General features: G+C 69.9%; 15 protein-coding genes. 10 read left to right on the top strand and 5 right to left on the bottom strand.

Annotated elements, in window-relative coordinates:
- The first annotated feature begins 2 nt into the window (after positions 1 to 2).
- Genes AC07RV_RS02080 through AC07RV_RS02070 form a run of 3 tightly spaced genes read left to right on the top strand, consistent with a single transcriptional unit; the run spans position 3 to position 3,361 of the window.
- On the top strand, positions 3 to 1,184 hold the full coding sequence (locus AC07RV_RS02080) for a 2-methylaconitate cis-trans isomerase PrpF family protein (protein ID WP_296779847.1): 1,182 nt from the start codon (positions 3 to 5) through the stop codon (positions 1,182 to 1,184).
- A 38-nt stretch (positions 1,185 to 1,222) separates the two neighbouring features.
- Complete coding sequence (locus AC07RV_RS02075) at positions 1,223 to 2,221, top strand: Bug family tripartite tricarboxylate transporter substrate binding protein (RefSeq protein ID WP_296779845.1); 999 nt, start codon at positions 1,223 to 1,225, stop codon at positions 2,219 to 2,221.
- Positions 2,222 to 2,224: 3 nt separating this feature from the next.
- Positions 2,225 to 3,361, top strand: coding sequence for a 2-methylaconitate cis-trans isomerase PrpF family protein (locus tag AC07RV_RS02070; RefSeq protein WP_296779843.1), 1,137 nt, complete (start codon positions 2,225 to 2,227; stop codon positions 3,359 to 3,361).
- A gap of 9 nt (positions 3,362 to 3,370) precedes the next feature.
- Here AC07RV_RS02070 and AC07RV_RS02065 read toward each other — a convergent pair whose 3' ends face one another.
- The gene (locus tag AC07RV_RS02065; RefSeq protein WP_296779840.1) at positions 3,371 to 4,297 is read right to left on the bottom strand and encodes an AraC family transcriptional regulator; all 927 of its coding nucleotides are present in this window, start codon (positions 4,295 to 4,297) and stop codon (positions 3,371 to 3,373) included.
- Between the two features lie 103 nt (positions 4,298 to 4,400).
- Between AC07RV_RS02065 and AC07RV_RS02060 the strand changes: the two genes are divergently transcribed.
- Together AC07RV_RS02060 and AC07RV_RS02055 are read left to right on the top strand one after the other, a co-directional pair.
- Positions 4,401 to 5,153, top strand: a complete 753-nt coding sequence (locus AC07RV_RS02060; protein WP_296779839.1) for an SDR family oxidoreductase — start codon at positions 4,401 to 4,403, stop codon at positions 5,151 to 5,153.
- Positions 5,154 to 5,477: 324 nt separating this feature from the next.
- Positions 5,478 to 5,660: a hypothetical protein gene (locus tag AC07RV_RS02055; protein WP_296779837.1), complete on the top strand. Its 183-nt coding sequence runs from the start codon at positions 5,478 to 5,480 to the stop codon at positions 5,658 to 5,660.
- A gap of 3 nt (positions 5,661 to 5,663) precedes the next feature.
- Here AC07RV_RS02055 and AC07RV_RS02050 read toward each other — a convergent pair whose 3' ends face one another.
- The 4 genes from AC07RV_RS02050 to AC07RV_RS02035 form a co-directional block, all read right to left on the bottom strand.
- The gene (locus AC07RV_RS02050; protein WP_296779834.1) at positions 5,664 to 7,292 is read right to left on the bottom strand and encodes an amidase family protein; all 1,629 of its coding nucleotides are present in this window, start codon (positions 7,290 to 7,292) and stop codon (positions 5,664 to 5,666) included.
- Positions 7,293 to 7,352: 60 nt separating this feature from the next.
- Complete coding sequence (locus AC07RV_RS02045) at positions 7,353 to 7,535, bottom strand: hypothetical protein (RefSeq protein WP_093345944.1); 183 nt, start codon at positions 7,533 to 7,535, stop codon at positions 7,353 to 7,355.
- 37 nt (positions 7,536 to 7,572) lie between these two features.
- Positions 7,573 to 9,570 carry a M14 family zinc carboxypeptidase gene (locus AC07RV_RS02040; RefSeq protein ID WP_296779831.1) on the bottom strand — a complete coding sequence of 666 codons (1,998 nt, stop codon included), beginning with the start codon at positions 9,568 to 9,570 and terminating at the stop codon, positions 7,573 to 7,575.
- A gap of 290 nt (positions 9,571 to 9,860) precedes the next feature.
- Positions 9,861 to 10,742: a LysR family transcriptional regulator gene (locus AC07RV_RS02035; RefSeq protein ID WP_203207438.1), complete on the bottom strand. Its 882-nt coding sequence runs from the start codon at positions 10,740 to 10,742 to the stop codon at positions 9,861 to 9,863.
- 200 nt (positions 10,743 to 10,942) lie between these two features.
- Here AC07RV_RS02035 and AC07RV_RS02030 point away from each other — a divergent pair, with 200 nt between their 5' ends.
- From AC07RV_RS02030 to AC07RV_RS02010, 5 genes are read left to right on the top strand one after another with little or no spacing between them, the layout of a single operon-like run.
- A complete protein-coding gene (locus tag AC07RV_RS02030) occupies positions 10,943 to 11,413 on the top strand; it encodes a PCC domain-containing protein (protein WP_296779827.1) in 471 nt (156 codons plus the stop codon).
- Positions 11,406 to 11,807, top strand: a complete 402-nt coding sequence (locus tag AC07RV_RS02025) for a PPC domain-containing DNA-binding protein (RefSeq protein WP_296779824.1) — start codon at positions 11,406 to 11,408, stop codon at positions 11,805 to 11,807. Before AC07RV_RS02030 ends, AC07RV_RS02025 begins: the two co-directional genes overlap by 8 nt.
- A 35-nt stretch (positions 11,808 to 11,842) precedes the next feature.
- Complete coding sequence (locus AC07RV_RS02020; RefSeq protein WP_057591868.1) at positions 11,843 to 12,661, top strand: SDR family NAD(P)-dependent oxidoreductase; 819 nt, start codon at positions 11,843 to 11,845, stop codon at positions 12,659 to 12,661.
- A 14-nt stretch (positions 12,662 to 12,675) separates the two neighbouring features.
- A complete protein-coding gene (locus tag AC07RV_RS02015) occupies positions 12,676 to 13,848 on the top strand; it encodes an acetyl-CoA acetyltransferase (RefSeq protein WP_296779821.1) in 1,173 nt (390 codons plus the stop codon).
- The gene (locus AC07RV_RS02010) at positions 13,845 to 15,434 is read left to right on the top strand and encodes an acyl-CoA synthetase (RefSeq protein WP_296779819.1); all 1,590 of its coding nucleotides are present in this window, start codon (positions 13,845 to 13,847) and stop codon (positions 15,432 to 15,434) included. The genes AC07RV_RS02015 and AC07RV_RS02010 overlap by 4 nt, the downstream gene beginning before the upstream one ends.

Raw genomic sequence — 15,434 nt, 5'->3', positions numbered from 1 at the left:
CGATGCAAGTCATGGGCGAACAGGTCGGCGTGCCGTGCACCGTGCTGCGCGGCGGCACCAGCAAGGGCCTCTATTTCAACGCCGCCGACCTGCCGCCTGCGGGCGCGCGGCGCGACCGCGTGCTGATGGCGCTGCTCGGCGCGCACGACCTGCTGCAGATCGACGGCCTCGGCGGCTCGCGGCTGGTCACGGCCAAGCTCGCGATCGTCGGGCCGCCCACGCATCCCGAGGCCGACGTGGACTACACCTACGGCATCGTGCCGCCGGGCGAGGGCCGCGTGGTCTTCACGAGCAACTGCGGCAACATCTCGGCGGGCGTGGGGCCGTTCGCGATCGACGCCGGGCTAGTGCCCGCCGAAGGCCCCGTGGCGCGCGTGCGCATCCACAACACGAACACCGGCAAGCTGCTGGTGGCGCACGTGCCCGTGGCCGACGGCCATGCGTGCGTGCGCGGCGACTTCGCGATTCCCGGCGTGCCCGGCACCGGCGCACGGATCTTCATGGACTACCGCGCCACCATCGGCGCCAAGACCGGCCGCGGCATGCCCACGGGCCAAGCGCGCGACGAGATCGCGCTCGACGATGGGCGGCGCTTCGAAGTCAGCCTCTGCGACGTCGGCAATCCCTGCGTCTTCGTCGCGGCCGATTCGCTGGGTCTATCGGGCACCGAGCTGCCGAACGCGATCGATGCCGATGCCGCGCTGCTGTCGACCTTGAAGGCCCTGCGTGCGCGCGCCGCTGCCCTGCTCGGCCTGTGCGCCGACTGGCGCGAGGCCGACAGCGTGTCGCCCGCGCTGCCGCTGGTCGTGATCGTCGCGCCGCCCACCGCCTATGCCGATGCGCAGGGCCGCGCCGTGGCGGCCGCGCAGGTCGACCTGTGCGCGCGGCTGGTGTTCTACGGCCGCTGCCACGAAAGCATGGCGGGCACCGGCGCGATCTGCACCGCCGCCTGCGCGAGCGTCGAAGGCTCGGTGGTGCATGCGGCGGCACGCGGCATCGACGAACGCGTCGCGCCCGACAGCCTGCACATCGGCCATCCGCTCGGCGCGATGCGCGTCGACGTGCAGGGTCGCTGCGAGGCCTCGCGGCCGCTGGCCTTCGAGGCGCTGGGCTTCGCGCGCACGGCGCGCCGCCTGATGGACGGCACGGCCTGGGTGCCGCGATCGGTGCTGGACCCGGCCTGAGCCATCCCCGTTCCCCGAACACATTCCAAGGAGACTTCATGCATTCGAACCCCTCTCGCCGCCGCTTCCTCGGGCAGTGCGCGGCCGCAGCCACCACCGCGTCGCTCGTACCCTCGCTCGCATGGGCGCAAGGCGACGGCTATCCCTCGCGCCCGATCCGCATCGTCGTCGGCTATCCGCCCGGGCAGACCGTGGACACCGGCGCGCGCGCCCTGTCGATCGCGCTCACCGAGATCCTCGGCAAGCCGGTGTTCGTCGACAACAAGGCCGGCGCCAACGGCATCCTCGGCGCGCAGGACGTGCGCAACGCGGCGCCCGACGGCTACACGCTGCTGCTGGGCACCTCGGGCCAGCTGGCCATCAATCCCTCGATCTACGCCAAGCCCGGCTACGACCCGGTCAAGGACTTCGCGCCCGTCATGCTCAACGGCGTGGGCCGGCTCTACGTGGTGGTGCCGGCGGCCTCGCCGTTCCACACGCTGGCCGACCTCGTGGCCTATGCCAAGGCCCATCCGGGCAAGCTCAACTACGGATCGGGCGGGCGCGGCATCACGGCCAACCTCGCGATGGAGATGCTCAAGAAGGCGGCCGGCGCCGACATCGTGCACGTGCCCTACAAGGGCTCGTCGGCCGCGCTCACCGACCTCATCGGCAGCCAGATCGACGTGATGATGGACGCGGGCGGGCTGGTGCTGCCGCAGGTGCGCCAGGGCAAGCTCAAGGTGCTGGGCGTGTCGAGCAAGGGCCGCTACAAGGAACTGCCGCAGGTTCCCACCATCGCCGAGCAGGGCTATCCGGGCTTCGAGGTCGCGTCGTGGACCGCCGTGCTGGCCCCGGCCGCCACGCCGCTCGCCGTGGTCGAGAAGCTCAACAAGGCCCTGCTCCAGGCGCAGCGCCGCCCCGACGTGATCCGTTCGGCCGAGACCTCGGGCAGCGAGCTCGAGGGCGGGTCGCCCGAGCAGCTCAAGGCCTTCCTGGTCGCCGAGAACCGCAAGTGGGGCGAGGCCGCGCGCGCCGCTGGTGTCACGCCGGAGTAAGCCATGGCGCATGACGACTCCAGCACCTTCGGCGAACAGCATGGCGTGCCCTGCGTGCTGATGCGTGGCGGCACCAGCAAGGCGTTGTTCTTCCACCTGCGCCACGTGCCGCCGCCGGGCCCGGCGCGTGACGCCTTCCTCAAGCGCGCCATGGGCACGCCCGACCCGCTGCAGATCGACGGCATGGGCGGCTCGCGGCTGGTCACGTCCAAGGTGGCGCTGATCGGTCCGTCGACGCGGCCCGATGCCGATGTCGACTACACCTTCGCGCAATGCGACGTGGAGCGCGACCTGATCGGCTACGACGCCAACTGCGGCAACATCTCCTCGGCCGTGGGGCCGTTCGCGGTCGACGAGGGGCTGGTCGAAGCGGTCGAGCCGCTCACCGTGGTGCGCATCCACAACACGAACACGGGCACCGTGCTGGTCGCGCGCGTGCAGGTGCGCGACGGCAAGGCCCGCGTGACGGGCGACTGCGCCATCGCGGGCGTGCCGGGCACCGGGGCCGAGATCCTCATGGACTACACCGACACGCTCGGTGCCAAGACGGGCCGCCTGTTGCCGACGGGCCAGCCGGACGATGCGATCGCGCTGGAGGACGGGCGCGAGGTGCAGGTCTCGATCGTCGATGCGGCCACGCCCTGCGTCTTCATCGCGGCCGAGTCGCTCGGGCTCCACGGCGACGAGCTGCCGACTGCGATCGGCGGCGACCGCGCGCTGATCGAGACCATCGGCGAGATCCAGGCCCGGGCCGGCGAGCGCATCGGGCTCTACGCGCATTGGCGGGACGTGCATCTGCCGGGCCTGCCGCTGGCCGTGATCGTGGCGCCGGCCGGGCGCGAGGACAGCGATCTGCGCGCACGCCTCGTGTTCCTCGGCAAGTGCCACGACAGCATGGCGGGCACGGGGTCGATCTGCACCGCGGCGGCCTCGCGCATTCCGGGCACGCTGGTCCATGCGGCCACGGGTGACCGGCTGCGCGGCGAGGTGCTGCGCATCGGCCATCCGCTGGGCGTGATGGCGGTCAAGGTCGTCGCGCAGCCCGGTGCGGCGCTGCCGCGGTTCACGGCGCTGGGTCTTCAGCGCACGGCGCGACGCTTGATGGAGGGCGTGGTCTACGTGCCGGCCGAGACGGCGTGAACGCCGCGCTCAGGCACCGTCCGGCACCTGAGCGAGGCCCGCGTGCTCGCGCGCATACCGCGTCGGCGGCAGCCCGACGTGCCGCGCGAAGGCGCTGCTGAAGGTGTTCGCGGCGTTGTAGCCCACGCGCTGTGCGATCTCGGCCACGCTGCCCGCGTTGCGCCGCAGCAGGTCCTTCGCGAGCGCCATGCGCCAGGCCAGCAGGTATTCCATCGGCGCCACGCCGACCGTGCGGCCGAAGCGCTCGAAGAAGGTCGAGCGCGAGAGCGCGGCCTCGTGCGCGAGCTCGGCCACCGTCCAGTCCTGCGCCGGGCGCTCGTGCATCGCGCGGATCGCGGCAGCGAGGCGTGGCTCGGCGAGGCCGCGCGCCAGCCCCGACGAGGCGTTCGTTCCTCCGGTGGAGCGCAGCGCCTCGATCAGCAGCAGTTCCAGCAGCCGCGCCAGCACGAGCTCGCGCGCCGGCCGCTGCTCGTGCGACTCCTCGCGCACGAACTGCACCAGCATCGCGAGCCGCTCCTCGCCGCGCACGTGCACGAACTGCGGCAGCAGCGACACCAGCAACGAGGCATCGGGCGAATCGAAGCTGCAGTGGCCCGCGAGCATGCGCAGGTCGATCGCGCCGCGTGCATCGCCCACCCTGAATTCGCCGTTGCCCAGCGGCACCGGCGGCGCGGTCTGCACGCCCGGTGGCGGCGGCGCGAGGCTGCAGAGCGCGATGTGCCGGGCCGCGGGCACCAGCACGAAGTCGCCCGATTGCAGCTCGAGCGCCTCGCCCCCATCGACCGCGAGGCGGCAGCCGCCCTCGAGGATCACGCAGTAGAAGGGTTCGCCCGCATCGGAGCGCTCGATGCGCCAGGGGCTGGCGCCGAACACGCGCTTGGAGAAGCGCGCGCTCGGCCGCAGCAGCATGACCACTTCGGCCAGGGGATCCACCATGTTCGGACGATTCCTGATGAGACTCGGACTCGGGATCGTAGCAAGTCCGGCCCCGGCGACCTATCGTCAGGGATCGATCACTCCCTTCTCATCAAGGATCTCCATGACCCGGACCGTTCTCATCACCGGCTGCTCCTCGGGCTTCGGCCTCGAAACCGCGCGCTATTTCCTCGACCGCGACTGGCAGGTCATCGCCACCATGCGCACCCCGCGCACCGAGCTGCTGCCCGCATCGCCGCGCCTGCGCGTGCTCGCGCTCGACGTCACCGATCCACGGAGCATCGAGCGTGCTGTGGAGGAGGCCGGCCCCATCGACGTGCTCGTCAACAACGCGGGCTTCGGCGCGGCCTCGCCGGCCGAGCTCACGCCGCTGTCTACCGTGCGCCAGCTCTTCGAGACCAACACCTTCGGCACCCTCGCGCTGATGCAGGCGGTGCTGCCCCAGTTCCGGCAGCGCCGCGCGGGCGTGGTGGTCAACGTCACCTCGAGCGTGACGCTGAAGGCGCTGCCGCTGATCGCGGCCTACCGCGCGAGCAAGATGGCGGTCAATGCCTTCACCGAGTCGATGGCGATCGAGCTCGAGCCGCTGGGCGTGCGGCTGCGGCTGGTGCTGCCGGGCCGTTCGCCCGAAACGCGCTTCGGCGACAACGCGCGGCCGAACATGGCGGGCTTCGATCACGAGGACTATGCGGAGCTCGCGCAGAAAGTCTTCGCGGAGTTTCAGGACACTTCCGCCCCGACCACCCAGGCGCTCGACGTCGCCGAGGCCGTGTGGCGCGCGGCCACCGATCCCGCGGCGCCGATGCGCATCCCGGCCGGCGCCGATGCCCTCGCCTGGGCGGCCGAAGCGCGTTGAACCGCATAACCGTTCGACATGAAGGCCGATTCGCGCGACATCGCGCATGCGGCTGCTATCCTCGGCGCGCTCGATGCGCACGGCATCGAGACGCGCCGAGGACGACTTCGGCGCTGACGCACATTGAGGGACGGCCCTGCAACCTTGTCGAGGTGTTGCCATGGCCGAGCTTCTTCGGGTCCTGCGGACCCTGCATCGAACGCTGCATGCGCAGCCGATGCCGAATCCCTTCCTCCTGTATTGCATCGAAGTGATGCCGGGCCTTTTGCGGCTCGGTTATCGCCTGCGGCCTTTGCCGGCTCCCGTTCATCGGCGAGGTGCGCGGTGATCGGCGCGGGCGGCTGGATGGGCTTCGTGCTCGCGGCGGGGATCGGCTACGCCGCATGGGCCGCCCGGCGGCAGGGCTGCGAAGCGCGCGATGTCAGGGCGCTGCGGGTCAGCAGCGGGCTGTGCGCGCTGGGCGGTGTGGCAGTGGCCGTGCTGGAGCTGCTGCTGCCGTCGGGTTGAGGCTCATGGCACAGGGGCATTCTTGCGAAACTGCGGATTGCGCCTTGCCTTCGTGGCCTGCTCGAAGCCGTAGGCGATCGACAGCAGCGTGGGTTCGCTCCAGCGCGTGCCGACGAAGAAGATCGCAACGGGCATGCCGCCGCTGTCGATTCCCATCGGAACCGTGATGCCGGGGTAGCCGGCCATGGCGCCGCTGCGCCCCGGGCTCACGAGGGCATCGAGCCCATTCGACGACAGGACGCGATCGAACTCGCCGGCCACCCGGTCCTTCTGTTCGCGGGCCAGTTGCTCATAGGGAACGGTGGGAGGTCCGAGCAGAGCGACGGCCTGATCGATCCACCATTGCGAGTAGGGTGTTCCATCGGGACGCAAGGGCGTGGTCTTGTTGAACGCCTGCAGTTCCTCGATGTTCTTGACGGGAAGCCCGGTTCTGGTTGCAAGGTATGCATTCAGTTCCCTGCCGAAGTAATACGTCAGCAGCGTCCATTCATCGACCTCGGATTCGTTGGGGCTCTCCACGGTTACTACCGTGGCGCCGAGGCGGCGCAGGGTGTCCAGTGCGCCCATGAAGTCGGGATAGAAGTCGGCTGTGGCATACAGGCCGGGCGCATAGCCGATGCGTTTGCCCTTCAGGCCGTCGGGGCTCAGGAACTTCGTGAAATCCACCGCGTGCGCCTGTGCGTCGGCCGTGGCCGTGTCCTTCGGATCGGCGGCCGCCATCGCGGAAAGCAGGAGGGCCGCATCGCGCACCGTGCGTGCCATCGGGCCCGGGGTGTCTTGAATGCTCGCGATCGGGACGACACCTGTTCTGCTCACCAAGCCCAGCGTGGGGCGAATACCGACGATGCCGTTCATCGCCGCGGGACACAGGATCGATCCATCGGTCTCGGTGCCGATCGCGATGGGCACGAAGCCCGCAGCCACCGCCACGGCCGATCCCGCACTCGATCCGCAAGGTTCTCCGTCCAGCACATGTGCATTCAATGTCTGGCCACCTCGCCCGCTCCATCCGCTGGGGAGGAAGAGGGAACGAAAGCCCGACAACTCGCTGAGATTCGTCTTCCCGAGAATCAGTGCGCCTGCTTCGCGCAACTTCTTCGCGACGAAGGCGTCCTGCGGCGCGGGCTCCCCCACCAGCGCCAGCGAGCCCGCCGCGGTCTGCATCCTGTCGCCGGTGTCGATGTTGTCCTTGAGGAAGACCGGAATGCCGTGCAGCGGCCCGCGCGACTTGCCGCTGGCACGCTCCGCGTCCAGCTGGTCGGCGATGGCCATGGCGTCGGGGTTGAGCTCGATGACGGCATTGACGGCCGGCCCCTTCTTGTCGAGCGCATCGATGCGAGCCAGCAAGTAGGTCGCCATGTCGCGCGAGGTGGCGCCCTGCGCCATCTTCTCGCTCAGGCCCGCGATGTCGAGGTACTCGATGCCTTCGAGCGAGGGCGGCACGACGGCGGGAGCGATCGGCGGAACGGGCGCGGCAGTGCCATCCCCGGCCGTCGCTGGTGGCGCCATGGCAAGCGGAGAGATGCTCGTGCCATCGCCTCCGCCACAAGCCGACAGCACGAGGCACAGCAGCGGGGCGCACCAGACGCGGTTGGCCGGCTTGGGGCGGCGCGGACGAACATCACTTCTCATGGTCACTCCTTGTCGATCGTGGGATGTAGGTGAACGGCGCCGCGATGCACGGCGACGACGCTAGGACTTGCAGTTGCTTTCGGTGACCGGCGGAATGACCGGCGCGATGGTTCCGGTGCCGGGGGCGATGCCCACGGGCATGAAGCTGGCGCCGCCTCCATCGCCGCCGCCGCAGGCGGCAACCGCAAGGCAGAAGAACAGCGCGCACAGGCGCCGCGCGAAGACCACGAGTTGGATCTGCATGATGTGACTCCCGATGTCGAAGACGAGGCAAGGTCGGTCAGCTCGCCGACGGCGTCGGCGGGCAGGGCTGCGGTGCTTCCTTGGCCAGTACCTCCAGGAAGACCGCGTCGGGCGGACCGGCCCTGCCCTTCTGGTTCACGCCCTGCACGTAGAGCAGGTGCTTGCCCGGCAGGAAGGCCGATGTGTCGATGACGCCCGAGACCGTCACCTTGGGCCCCGCGCCGAAGGCGATGTCGGCGGTGGCGCTCAGCGGGATCGCCTTGGCCGCGCTGTCCCAGGGCACCGTGTTGATGTAGGCGTTGGCGGCCTGGATGGGCTGCGGGTCGTGCCTGGTCACCGGCCAGTCGCTGTCGCCCTCGGCGTAGCGATAGCGGTCGTCGTCGATCGTGGCCGTGAGCGTGACGGACTCGCCCTGCCTGACACTGGTGGCGGAGAGCTTGAGGTCCGCGGCGTCGGGCCCGAGTGGAAGCTGGTACGGCGCCTTCAGCGTGCGTGCCGCATAGCGCAGCGACGCCACGTTCTTCGGGAAGGTGTTCTTCTCGAACTCCTCGCAGGGCTCGTAGAAGGAGGTGCCCAGCTCGATCGTGAACGAAGGCGCGCCGAGCTCGCCATAGAAGGTGTCGGTGGTCGTGCCGTCGGTGTCGTAGCCGACGATCTGATCGGCGGCATATCCGTTGTACCAGGCGAGGCGTTGCGCGAAGGCCGCCATGCCGTCGTCGTTCGCGGTCTTGGAGTCTCCGCCCAAGGTGTCGCGCCGAATCCCCCAGGGCCACAGCACCAGTTGCGAGAAGCTGTGGATGTCGAGGTACAGGCCTTCGTAGTCGCTGGGCGCGCCGGTCGAGAAATCGTTGGCCGCGGCGATTCGCCGGTCCTGCAGCAGGCCGCCCGCAAAGCTGCCGTCCTGCTGGCGCGTGCCCGCGACGTACCGGACGATCGCGGCCGTTTCCGGCTCCGAGGCAGCGGCCTTGCCCCGGAAGTCCCCTTCGCACGCGTCGCCACTCGATCCCTTGCCCTTGGTGCTGTTCCAGCCGAACGGAAAGTTGCGGTTCAGGTCGACGCCGGAATCCACGGGCCCGATGAACTGGGCCAGCACCTCGTTATCGGGCGACTTGCAGTAGCCGTCCACCAGGTTCACGTTCTTGCGCCAACCGCTTCCGAGGTTCTGCGCCACGGCCTGTTCCGCGAGCTTTCGGCCATCGGGATTCGCATGCAGGATGAAGTGGAACTCGTTGTGATCGAGCAGCCATGTGGCCGTGGGATCGGTGCCGTGGTTCTTCACCAGCCATTCGGCAAAGCGCGTGGAGATCTCGGCCGGCGTGTATTCGCGCGCATGGATCGACGAGGTGGTGACCATGCGCGGTACGGTCTTGTCCTGGATGCGTTCCTGGTTGCCGATGACGACGGCACGCAGCGGGTTGGCCTCGCTGTCGGGCAGCAGATCGAAATCGATCGTGCTCAGCACGCTCTGCGGCAGGTACTTGATCAGCACGTTGCGAAACGAGAGCAGTTGCGTCTGCACCCAGGTCTGGCCCACTGGGACGACACGAATCAGCTTCGGGTATTGCGCCACCAGCGCATCGATGTCGAGATTGGCCCGCTCGACGGTGCGATAGCAGGCGGCGTTGCCGTCGAACAGCGGATCGCCGGGCTTGCCCAGCTTCAGCAGCTGTTGCTGCCGCTCACGCTGAAAGCCGTGGATCTTCTCGGAGCGCTCGACATCGATCTCGACCGCATAGCCCATGCTGCGCAAACGCTCGACGCCGCGCGAGTCGAGTTCCGTCGCGATGGTCTTGCCGACCTTGTCGACCCGCATGTGATCGATCCAGCGCGACAGGCGCTGGATGTCCTCGCGCGTCGCATAGGACACGCGCACCGACCAGATGCGGCCCTGCTCGAGCTGCGCTGGCGGTGCACCGGCGGGGTTCGCCGTGCCCTGCGCGGTCGCGAGGGGCGCGAGTTGCGCGAGCACGATCAGGCCGGTGATCGCGAGACGAAGACGCTTGGGCCGCGGCGCGGCGTGAAGACCAGCTCTCATGTGGGTTGTCCTGTGCTGCATTCATGAAATTCACCGGACAGGCTCGCGCTACGGCGAACCAGGCCGGCACCGTCTTGAAGGGGCATCGGAAATTCGCGTCCACACGGTCCCCCGAAAGGAACCGTCTTGGAGTCATGAATGGCGCATGGACGCGCGGGTGCGTTCCCTCCCTGTTCCGCACCCGGGGCAGGCTCACCGCGTGGGTGATGTCTGCTGGCGGAAAAGAATAATTGCCCGGGCGCTCGAGGGATAGGACCGTCTGTCCGTATTCTTTTGAGAAAGTCGGCGCGTCAGTCGCGCAGCCTCGGCAGCAGCGCGAGAAAGGCCTTGAGCAGCGGCGACTCGTCCGACTTGCGCCAGACCACCAGCGTGTCGACATGCGTCTTCTCGCCCTTGAGCGGACGGAACACCACGCCCTCGCGATGCAGTGCCTTCACGCAGGCCGGCACCAGCGCGACGCCCACGCCGCCCGAGACCAGGCTCACGATGGTGTTCATCTGGCGCGCCGGAAACATGCGCGGGCTGAAGCCGCGCCGCATGCAGGTGGCGACGATGGCATCGAACATCTGCGGTCCGATGTGGCGCTCGAAGCCCAGGAAGCGTTCGCTCGCGAAGCGCTCGAGCGCCACGCTGCCGGGCCGCGCGAGCGCGTGCGTCTCGGGCAGCGCGAGGATCAGCGTGTCCTTCTGCACCAGCCGCGAGTCCAGCGTGGGCGGCATCTCGGCCGGCTGCAGGATCAGGCCGATGTCGAGCCGGCCCGACTGCACGTCGGCCATGATCTGCTCGGTGATGCCCTCGCGCAGCGCGATGCTCGCATTGGGATGGTTCTCGTTGAAGTCGCGCAGCACCTGCGGCAGGAAGGTGTAGGCCGGCAGGCTGATGAAGCCGACCGCGATCGAGCCCTTGAGGCCGGCCGCCGCGTCCTTCGCATGGCGGCGCAGGCTTTCCATGCCGCCGAGCACGGCGCGCGCGTCGCGCAGGGCCTCCTCGCCCGCGCGCGTGATCGCGATGCGGCGCGAGCTGCGCTCGAACAGCGCGACGCCGAGTTCCTCCTCCAGCTCCTTGATCGCGAGGCTCACGGGTGGTTGCGAGAGATTGAGGCGCTCGGCGGCGCGGCCGAAGTGGAGTTCCTCGGCGACGGCGACCAGGCAGCGCAGGTGGCGGAGTTCCATCGATCTGAATCCTGTATTGATCGATCTGAATTGTAGATTTGTTGCTATGGATCGGGGCTCCTAGACTCCGCGGCCATGCGCCGGCCCTACCCCCTGCCGCGCAGTCAGGAGACAACGTGAACAAGCAGTCGACGACGGCCCTGCCACGAGCAAGGACCGTGGTCCACCCTGGGCCCAGCGGCCCCGTGAGGATCAACCACATGCGTGCCGACCACGGTCGGCACTTCCGGCTTTTGCTGCCCGCGGGCCGCACCCTGCACGAGGGCCTGGTCGAGGCCCTGGCGCGCGAGGCGGTGCACAGCGCCTCGATGACGCTGCTCGGCGGCGACCTCGAGAGCCTGAGCTTCTGCATGGCCCTGCCCGACCCCTCGGGCCGCGTGCTCGCCACCTACGGCGCGCCGGTGCCGCTGCGCGGCGCGCGGCTGATCTTCGGCAATGCCACGCTGGGCCGCTCGGCGTCGAACACGCCGCTGGTCCACTGCCATGGCGCCTTCTGCGAGGCGGACGGCGCGGTGCGCGGCGGCCACATCCTCTGCGACCGCAGCGTGGTCGGCCGCGTGCCGGTCACGGTGCTCGTGACCGCGCTCGACAGCTTCGAGCTGCGCGTGGCCTACGACGAGGAGACGCGCATGCCGCTGATGCGCCCCGAGGCCAGGGCCGGCCATGTCTGAAGTCCACCGGATCGAACGCGGCCGCATGGGCCGCGTGGCCTACGCACGCATCGGCCCCAACGAAGACCTGATGCAGGGCGTCGAGAAGCTCTGCGTGGCCCAGGGCTTTCGCCACGCCTTCGTGCGCGGCGCGCTCGGCAGCCTGATCGACGCCTGCCTCGAGCGCCCCGACGGCGCCTGCCAGGTGATCCGCGGCCCGGCCATCGAGGTCGTGAGCCTGGCCGGCGAAGTGCGCCGGCAGCCCGACGGCAGCCTGCGCTCGGCCCTCACCGGCGTGGTCGCCGACACCGAGGGCCGGGTCTACGGCGGGCCCTTCGTGGCCGGCGCCAACACCGTGTGCGTCACCTTCGAGGTCACGCTCGAGGAGTGGCTGCCCGCCGACGACAACGACTGATCTCGACAACTGATTTCGACAACTGCAGGACTCCCATGACAGACACCTCCTCCTCCCGGCGCGTCGCCGTCGTCACCGGCGGCGCGCGCGGCATCGGCCTCGCGATCGGCCAATGGTTCCTCGCGCACGGCCACCAGGTCGCGCTGCTCGACAACGACCGCGCCACGCTCGAGGCGACCGGCCGCACGCTCGCCCAGCCCGACCGCGTGCTGACCGTGAACTGCGACGTGTCCGATCCCGCGCAGGTCGATGCGGCCGCGCATGCGGTGGTCGCGCGCTTCGGCCGCGTCGACGCGCTGGTCAACAACGCGGGCGTGGCGGTGTTCAAGCGCGTGGCCGAGACCAGCTTCGCCGACTGGCGCACGGTGCTCGGCACCAACCTCGACGGCGCCTTCCTCTGCACCCAGGCCTTCGGCGCGCTGATGGTGCAGGCCGGTGGCGGCGCGGTGGTGAACGTGGCCTCGATCTCCGGCCTGCGCGCGAGCACGCTGCGCGTGGCCTACGGCACCAGCAAGGCGGCGCTGATCCACCTGACCAAGCAGTACGCGGTGGAGCTCGGCAATGCCGGCGTGCGCGTGAACGTGATCGCGCCGGGCCCGGTCGAGACCGAGATGGCCAAGCTGGTCCACAGCGTGGCGATCCGCTCCGACTACTACGACGCGATTCCGCTCGGGCGCTACGGCAGCGTGGAGGAGATGGCGAACACGGTGGGCTTCCTGTGCAGCGACGCCGCCAGCTTCATCAACGGCCAGGTGATCGCGGTCGATGGCGGCTTCGATGCCGCGGGCGTCGGCCTGCCGACCCTGCGCCGCGGACTGCCGTCCGAGCGCGCCGCCGAAGCCGCGCACGCCTGAAGGAGCCGCACGCCATGAACCACGACAACGCCTTCATCACCGGCTGGGGCCACACGGTCTTCGGCAAGCTCGACGCGGTCGACAGCGAACAGCTGATCCGCGATGCGGTGAATCCCGCGCTGCACACGGCCGGGCTCGAGGCCGCCGACATCGACGGTGTCTTCGTCGGCCACTTCAACGGCGGCTTCATGCCGCAGGACTTCAGCGCCTCGCTGGTCGCGCTCGCGGTGCCGGCGTTACGCCATGTGCCGGCCGTGCGCATGGAGAACGCCTGCGCCACCGGCTCGGCCGCGATCTGGGCCGCGCTCGACGCGGTACAGAGCGGCCGCGTGCGCCATGCGCTGGTCGTGGGCTTCGAGATCATGAATGCAGTGCCCGCCCCGGTGGTCGCGCAGACGCTGCTGCGCTGCTCCTACGTGAAGGAGGAAGGCGACACGCCCGCGGGCTTCGCCGGCGTGTTCGGACGCATCGCGGGCAGCTACTTCGAGCGCTTCGGCGACCAGGGCGATGCGCTCGCGGCCATCGCGGCCAAGAACCACGCCAACGGCATGCACAACCCCTTCGCACACATGCGGCGGGACCTTGGCTTCGATTTCTGCCGCCAGGTGTCGGCGCGCAATCCGGTGGTCGCGGGCCCGCTCAAGCGTTCCGATTGCTCGCTGGTCTCCGACGGCGCCGCGGCGCTGGTGATCTCGGCCGCGCCGACGGCCTCGGCCCGCGTGCCGGCCGTGCGCTGGCGCTCGCGCACGCAGGTCAACGAATACCTGCCGCTGTCGCGCCGCGATCCCACGCGCTTCGAGGGCGCGGCGCTTGCATGGCGCCGCGGGCTCGAGGCGGCCGGACTCGGGCTGGACGACCTCGGCTTCGTCGAGACGCACGACTGCTTCACCATCGCCGAGCTGCTCGAGTACGAGGCCATGGGCCTGGCGCCGCACGGCCAGGGTGCGCGCGCGATCCTCGATGGCGTGACGCGCAAGGACGGCAGGCTGCCGGTCAATCCCTCGGGCGGCCTCAAATCGCGCGGCCATCCGATCGGCGCGACCGGCGTGTCGCAGCACGTGATGGCGGCGATGCAGCTCACCGGCCTGGCCGGCGACATGCAGGTGGCCACGGGCCGGCCCGGCGCCGTCTTCAACATGGGCGGCGCGGCGGTCGCCAACTACCTCAGCGTGCTGGAGGCGGTGTGAGCGCAGCGCAGGCGGCGAACCTCTCGGTGCTGCTGTCGCAGACCGCGGCGCTGTTTCCCGACCGGCCGGGCCTGATCCTCGAGGACCGGACCTGGACCTGGCGCGAGATCGACGCACGCGTCGACGCGCTGGTCGATGCGCTGCGCGCGCTCGGCATGCAGCCTGGCGACAAGCTGCTCGTGCAGTCGCGCAACAACATCGCGCTGTTCGAGAGCTGCTGGGCCGCGTTCCGCCTGGGCGCGGTCTGGGTGCCGGTGAATGCGCGGCTCACGCCCCCCGAGGTGGCCTACCTCGGCAGCGCGAGCCGGGCCGCGGTGATGCTCGCGGAGGACTGCTTTGGCGCGCACGTGGATGCCGTGCGCGCGGCCTCGGCACATCTGCGTCATGTGGTGACGATCGGCGTGCCGCCGCAGGATGCGCCGGGTTACGAGGCGCTGCTCGCGGCGCACGCGGGCGCGCCCAATGTCACGGCACCGGTCGATGAAGACACGCCGCTGTGGTACTTCTACACCTCGGGCACCACCGGCAAGCCCAAGGCCGCGGTGCTGACCCATGGGCAACTCGCCTTCGTGGTCACGAACCACCTCGCCGACCTGATCCCCGGCACCACCGAGCGCGACTGCTCGATCGCCGTCGCGCCGCTGTCGCACGGCGCGGGCATCCATGCGCTGCTCAATGTCGCGCGCGGCGCGGCGACCGTGCTGCCGGCCTCGGACCGGCTCGACCCGCCCGCCATCTGGGCGCTGGTCGAGCGGCACCGGGTCAGCAACCTCTTCACGGTGCCCACCATCGTCAAGATGCTGGTGGAAGACCCGTCGGTCGATGCCTTCGACCACGGCTCGCTGCGCTACCTGGTCTATGCCGGCGCGCCCATGTACCGCGCCGACCAGAAGCGCGCGCTGCACAAGCTCGGGCCGGTGCTGGTGCAGTACTTCGGCCTCGGCGAGGTCACCGGCTGCATCACGGTGCTTCCGCCCTCGATGCATTCGGCCGACGATGCCGATCCCGATGCGAACCTCGGCTCCTGCGGCCGGCCGCGCACCGGCATGGAGGTCGCGATCCTCGATGCCCAGATGCAGCGCCTGCCGGCCGGTGCCGTCGGCGAGATCTGCTGCCGCGGCCCCGCCGTGTTCGCGGGCTACTTCGACAACCCCGAGGCCACGGCCAAGGCGCTGCGCGGCGGCTGGTTCCACACCGGCGACCTCGGACGCATGGACGAGCGCGGGCTGCTCTACATCACGGGCCGCGAGTCCGACATGTACATCTCGGGCGGCTCCAACGTCTATCCGCGCGAGGTCGAGGAGATCCTGCTGACCCATCCGGCGGTGCGCGAGGCCGCGGTGCTCGGCTGGCCCGACGCCAAATGGGGCGAGGTCGGCGTGGCCGTGCTGGTGTGCGAGCGCGACGACATCGACGCCGAGCAGATCCTGCGCCACCTCGACGGCCGCTGCGCCAAATACCGCTGGCCGCGCCACGTGCTGTTCTGGCCCGCGCTGCCCAAGTCGGGCTACGGCAAGGTCGCGAAGAACGACATCCGCCGGCTGCTGACCGAGCGCGCAGAGATCGCGGAGGTCGCCATCGCCTGA

It is taken from the genome of Variovorax sp. GW821-FHT09B01, assembly GCF_059418345.1.
This window is presented reverse-complemented; position numbering and strand designations above follow the sequence as displayed.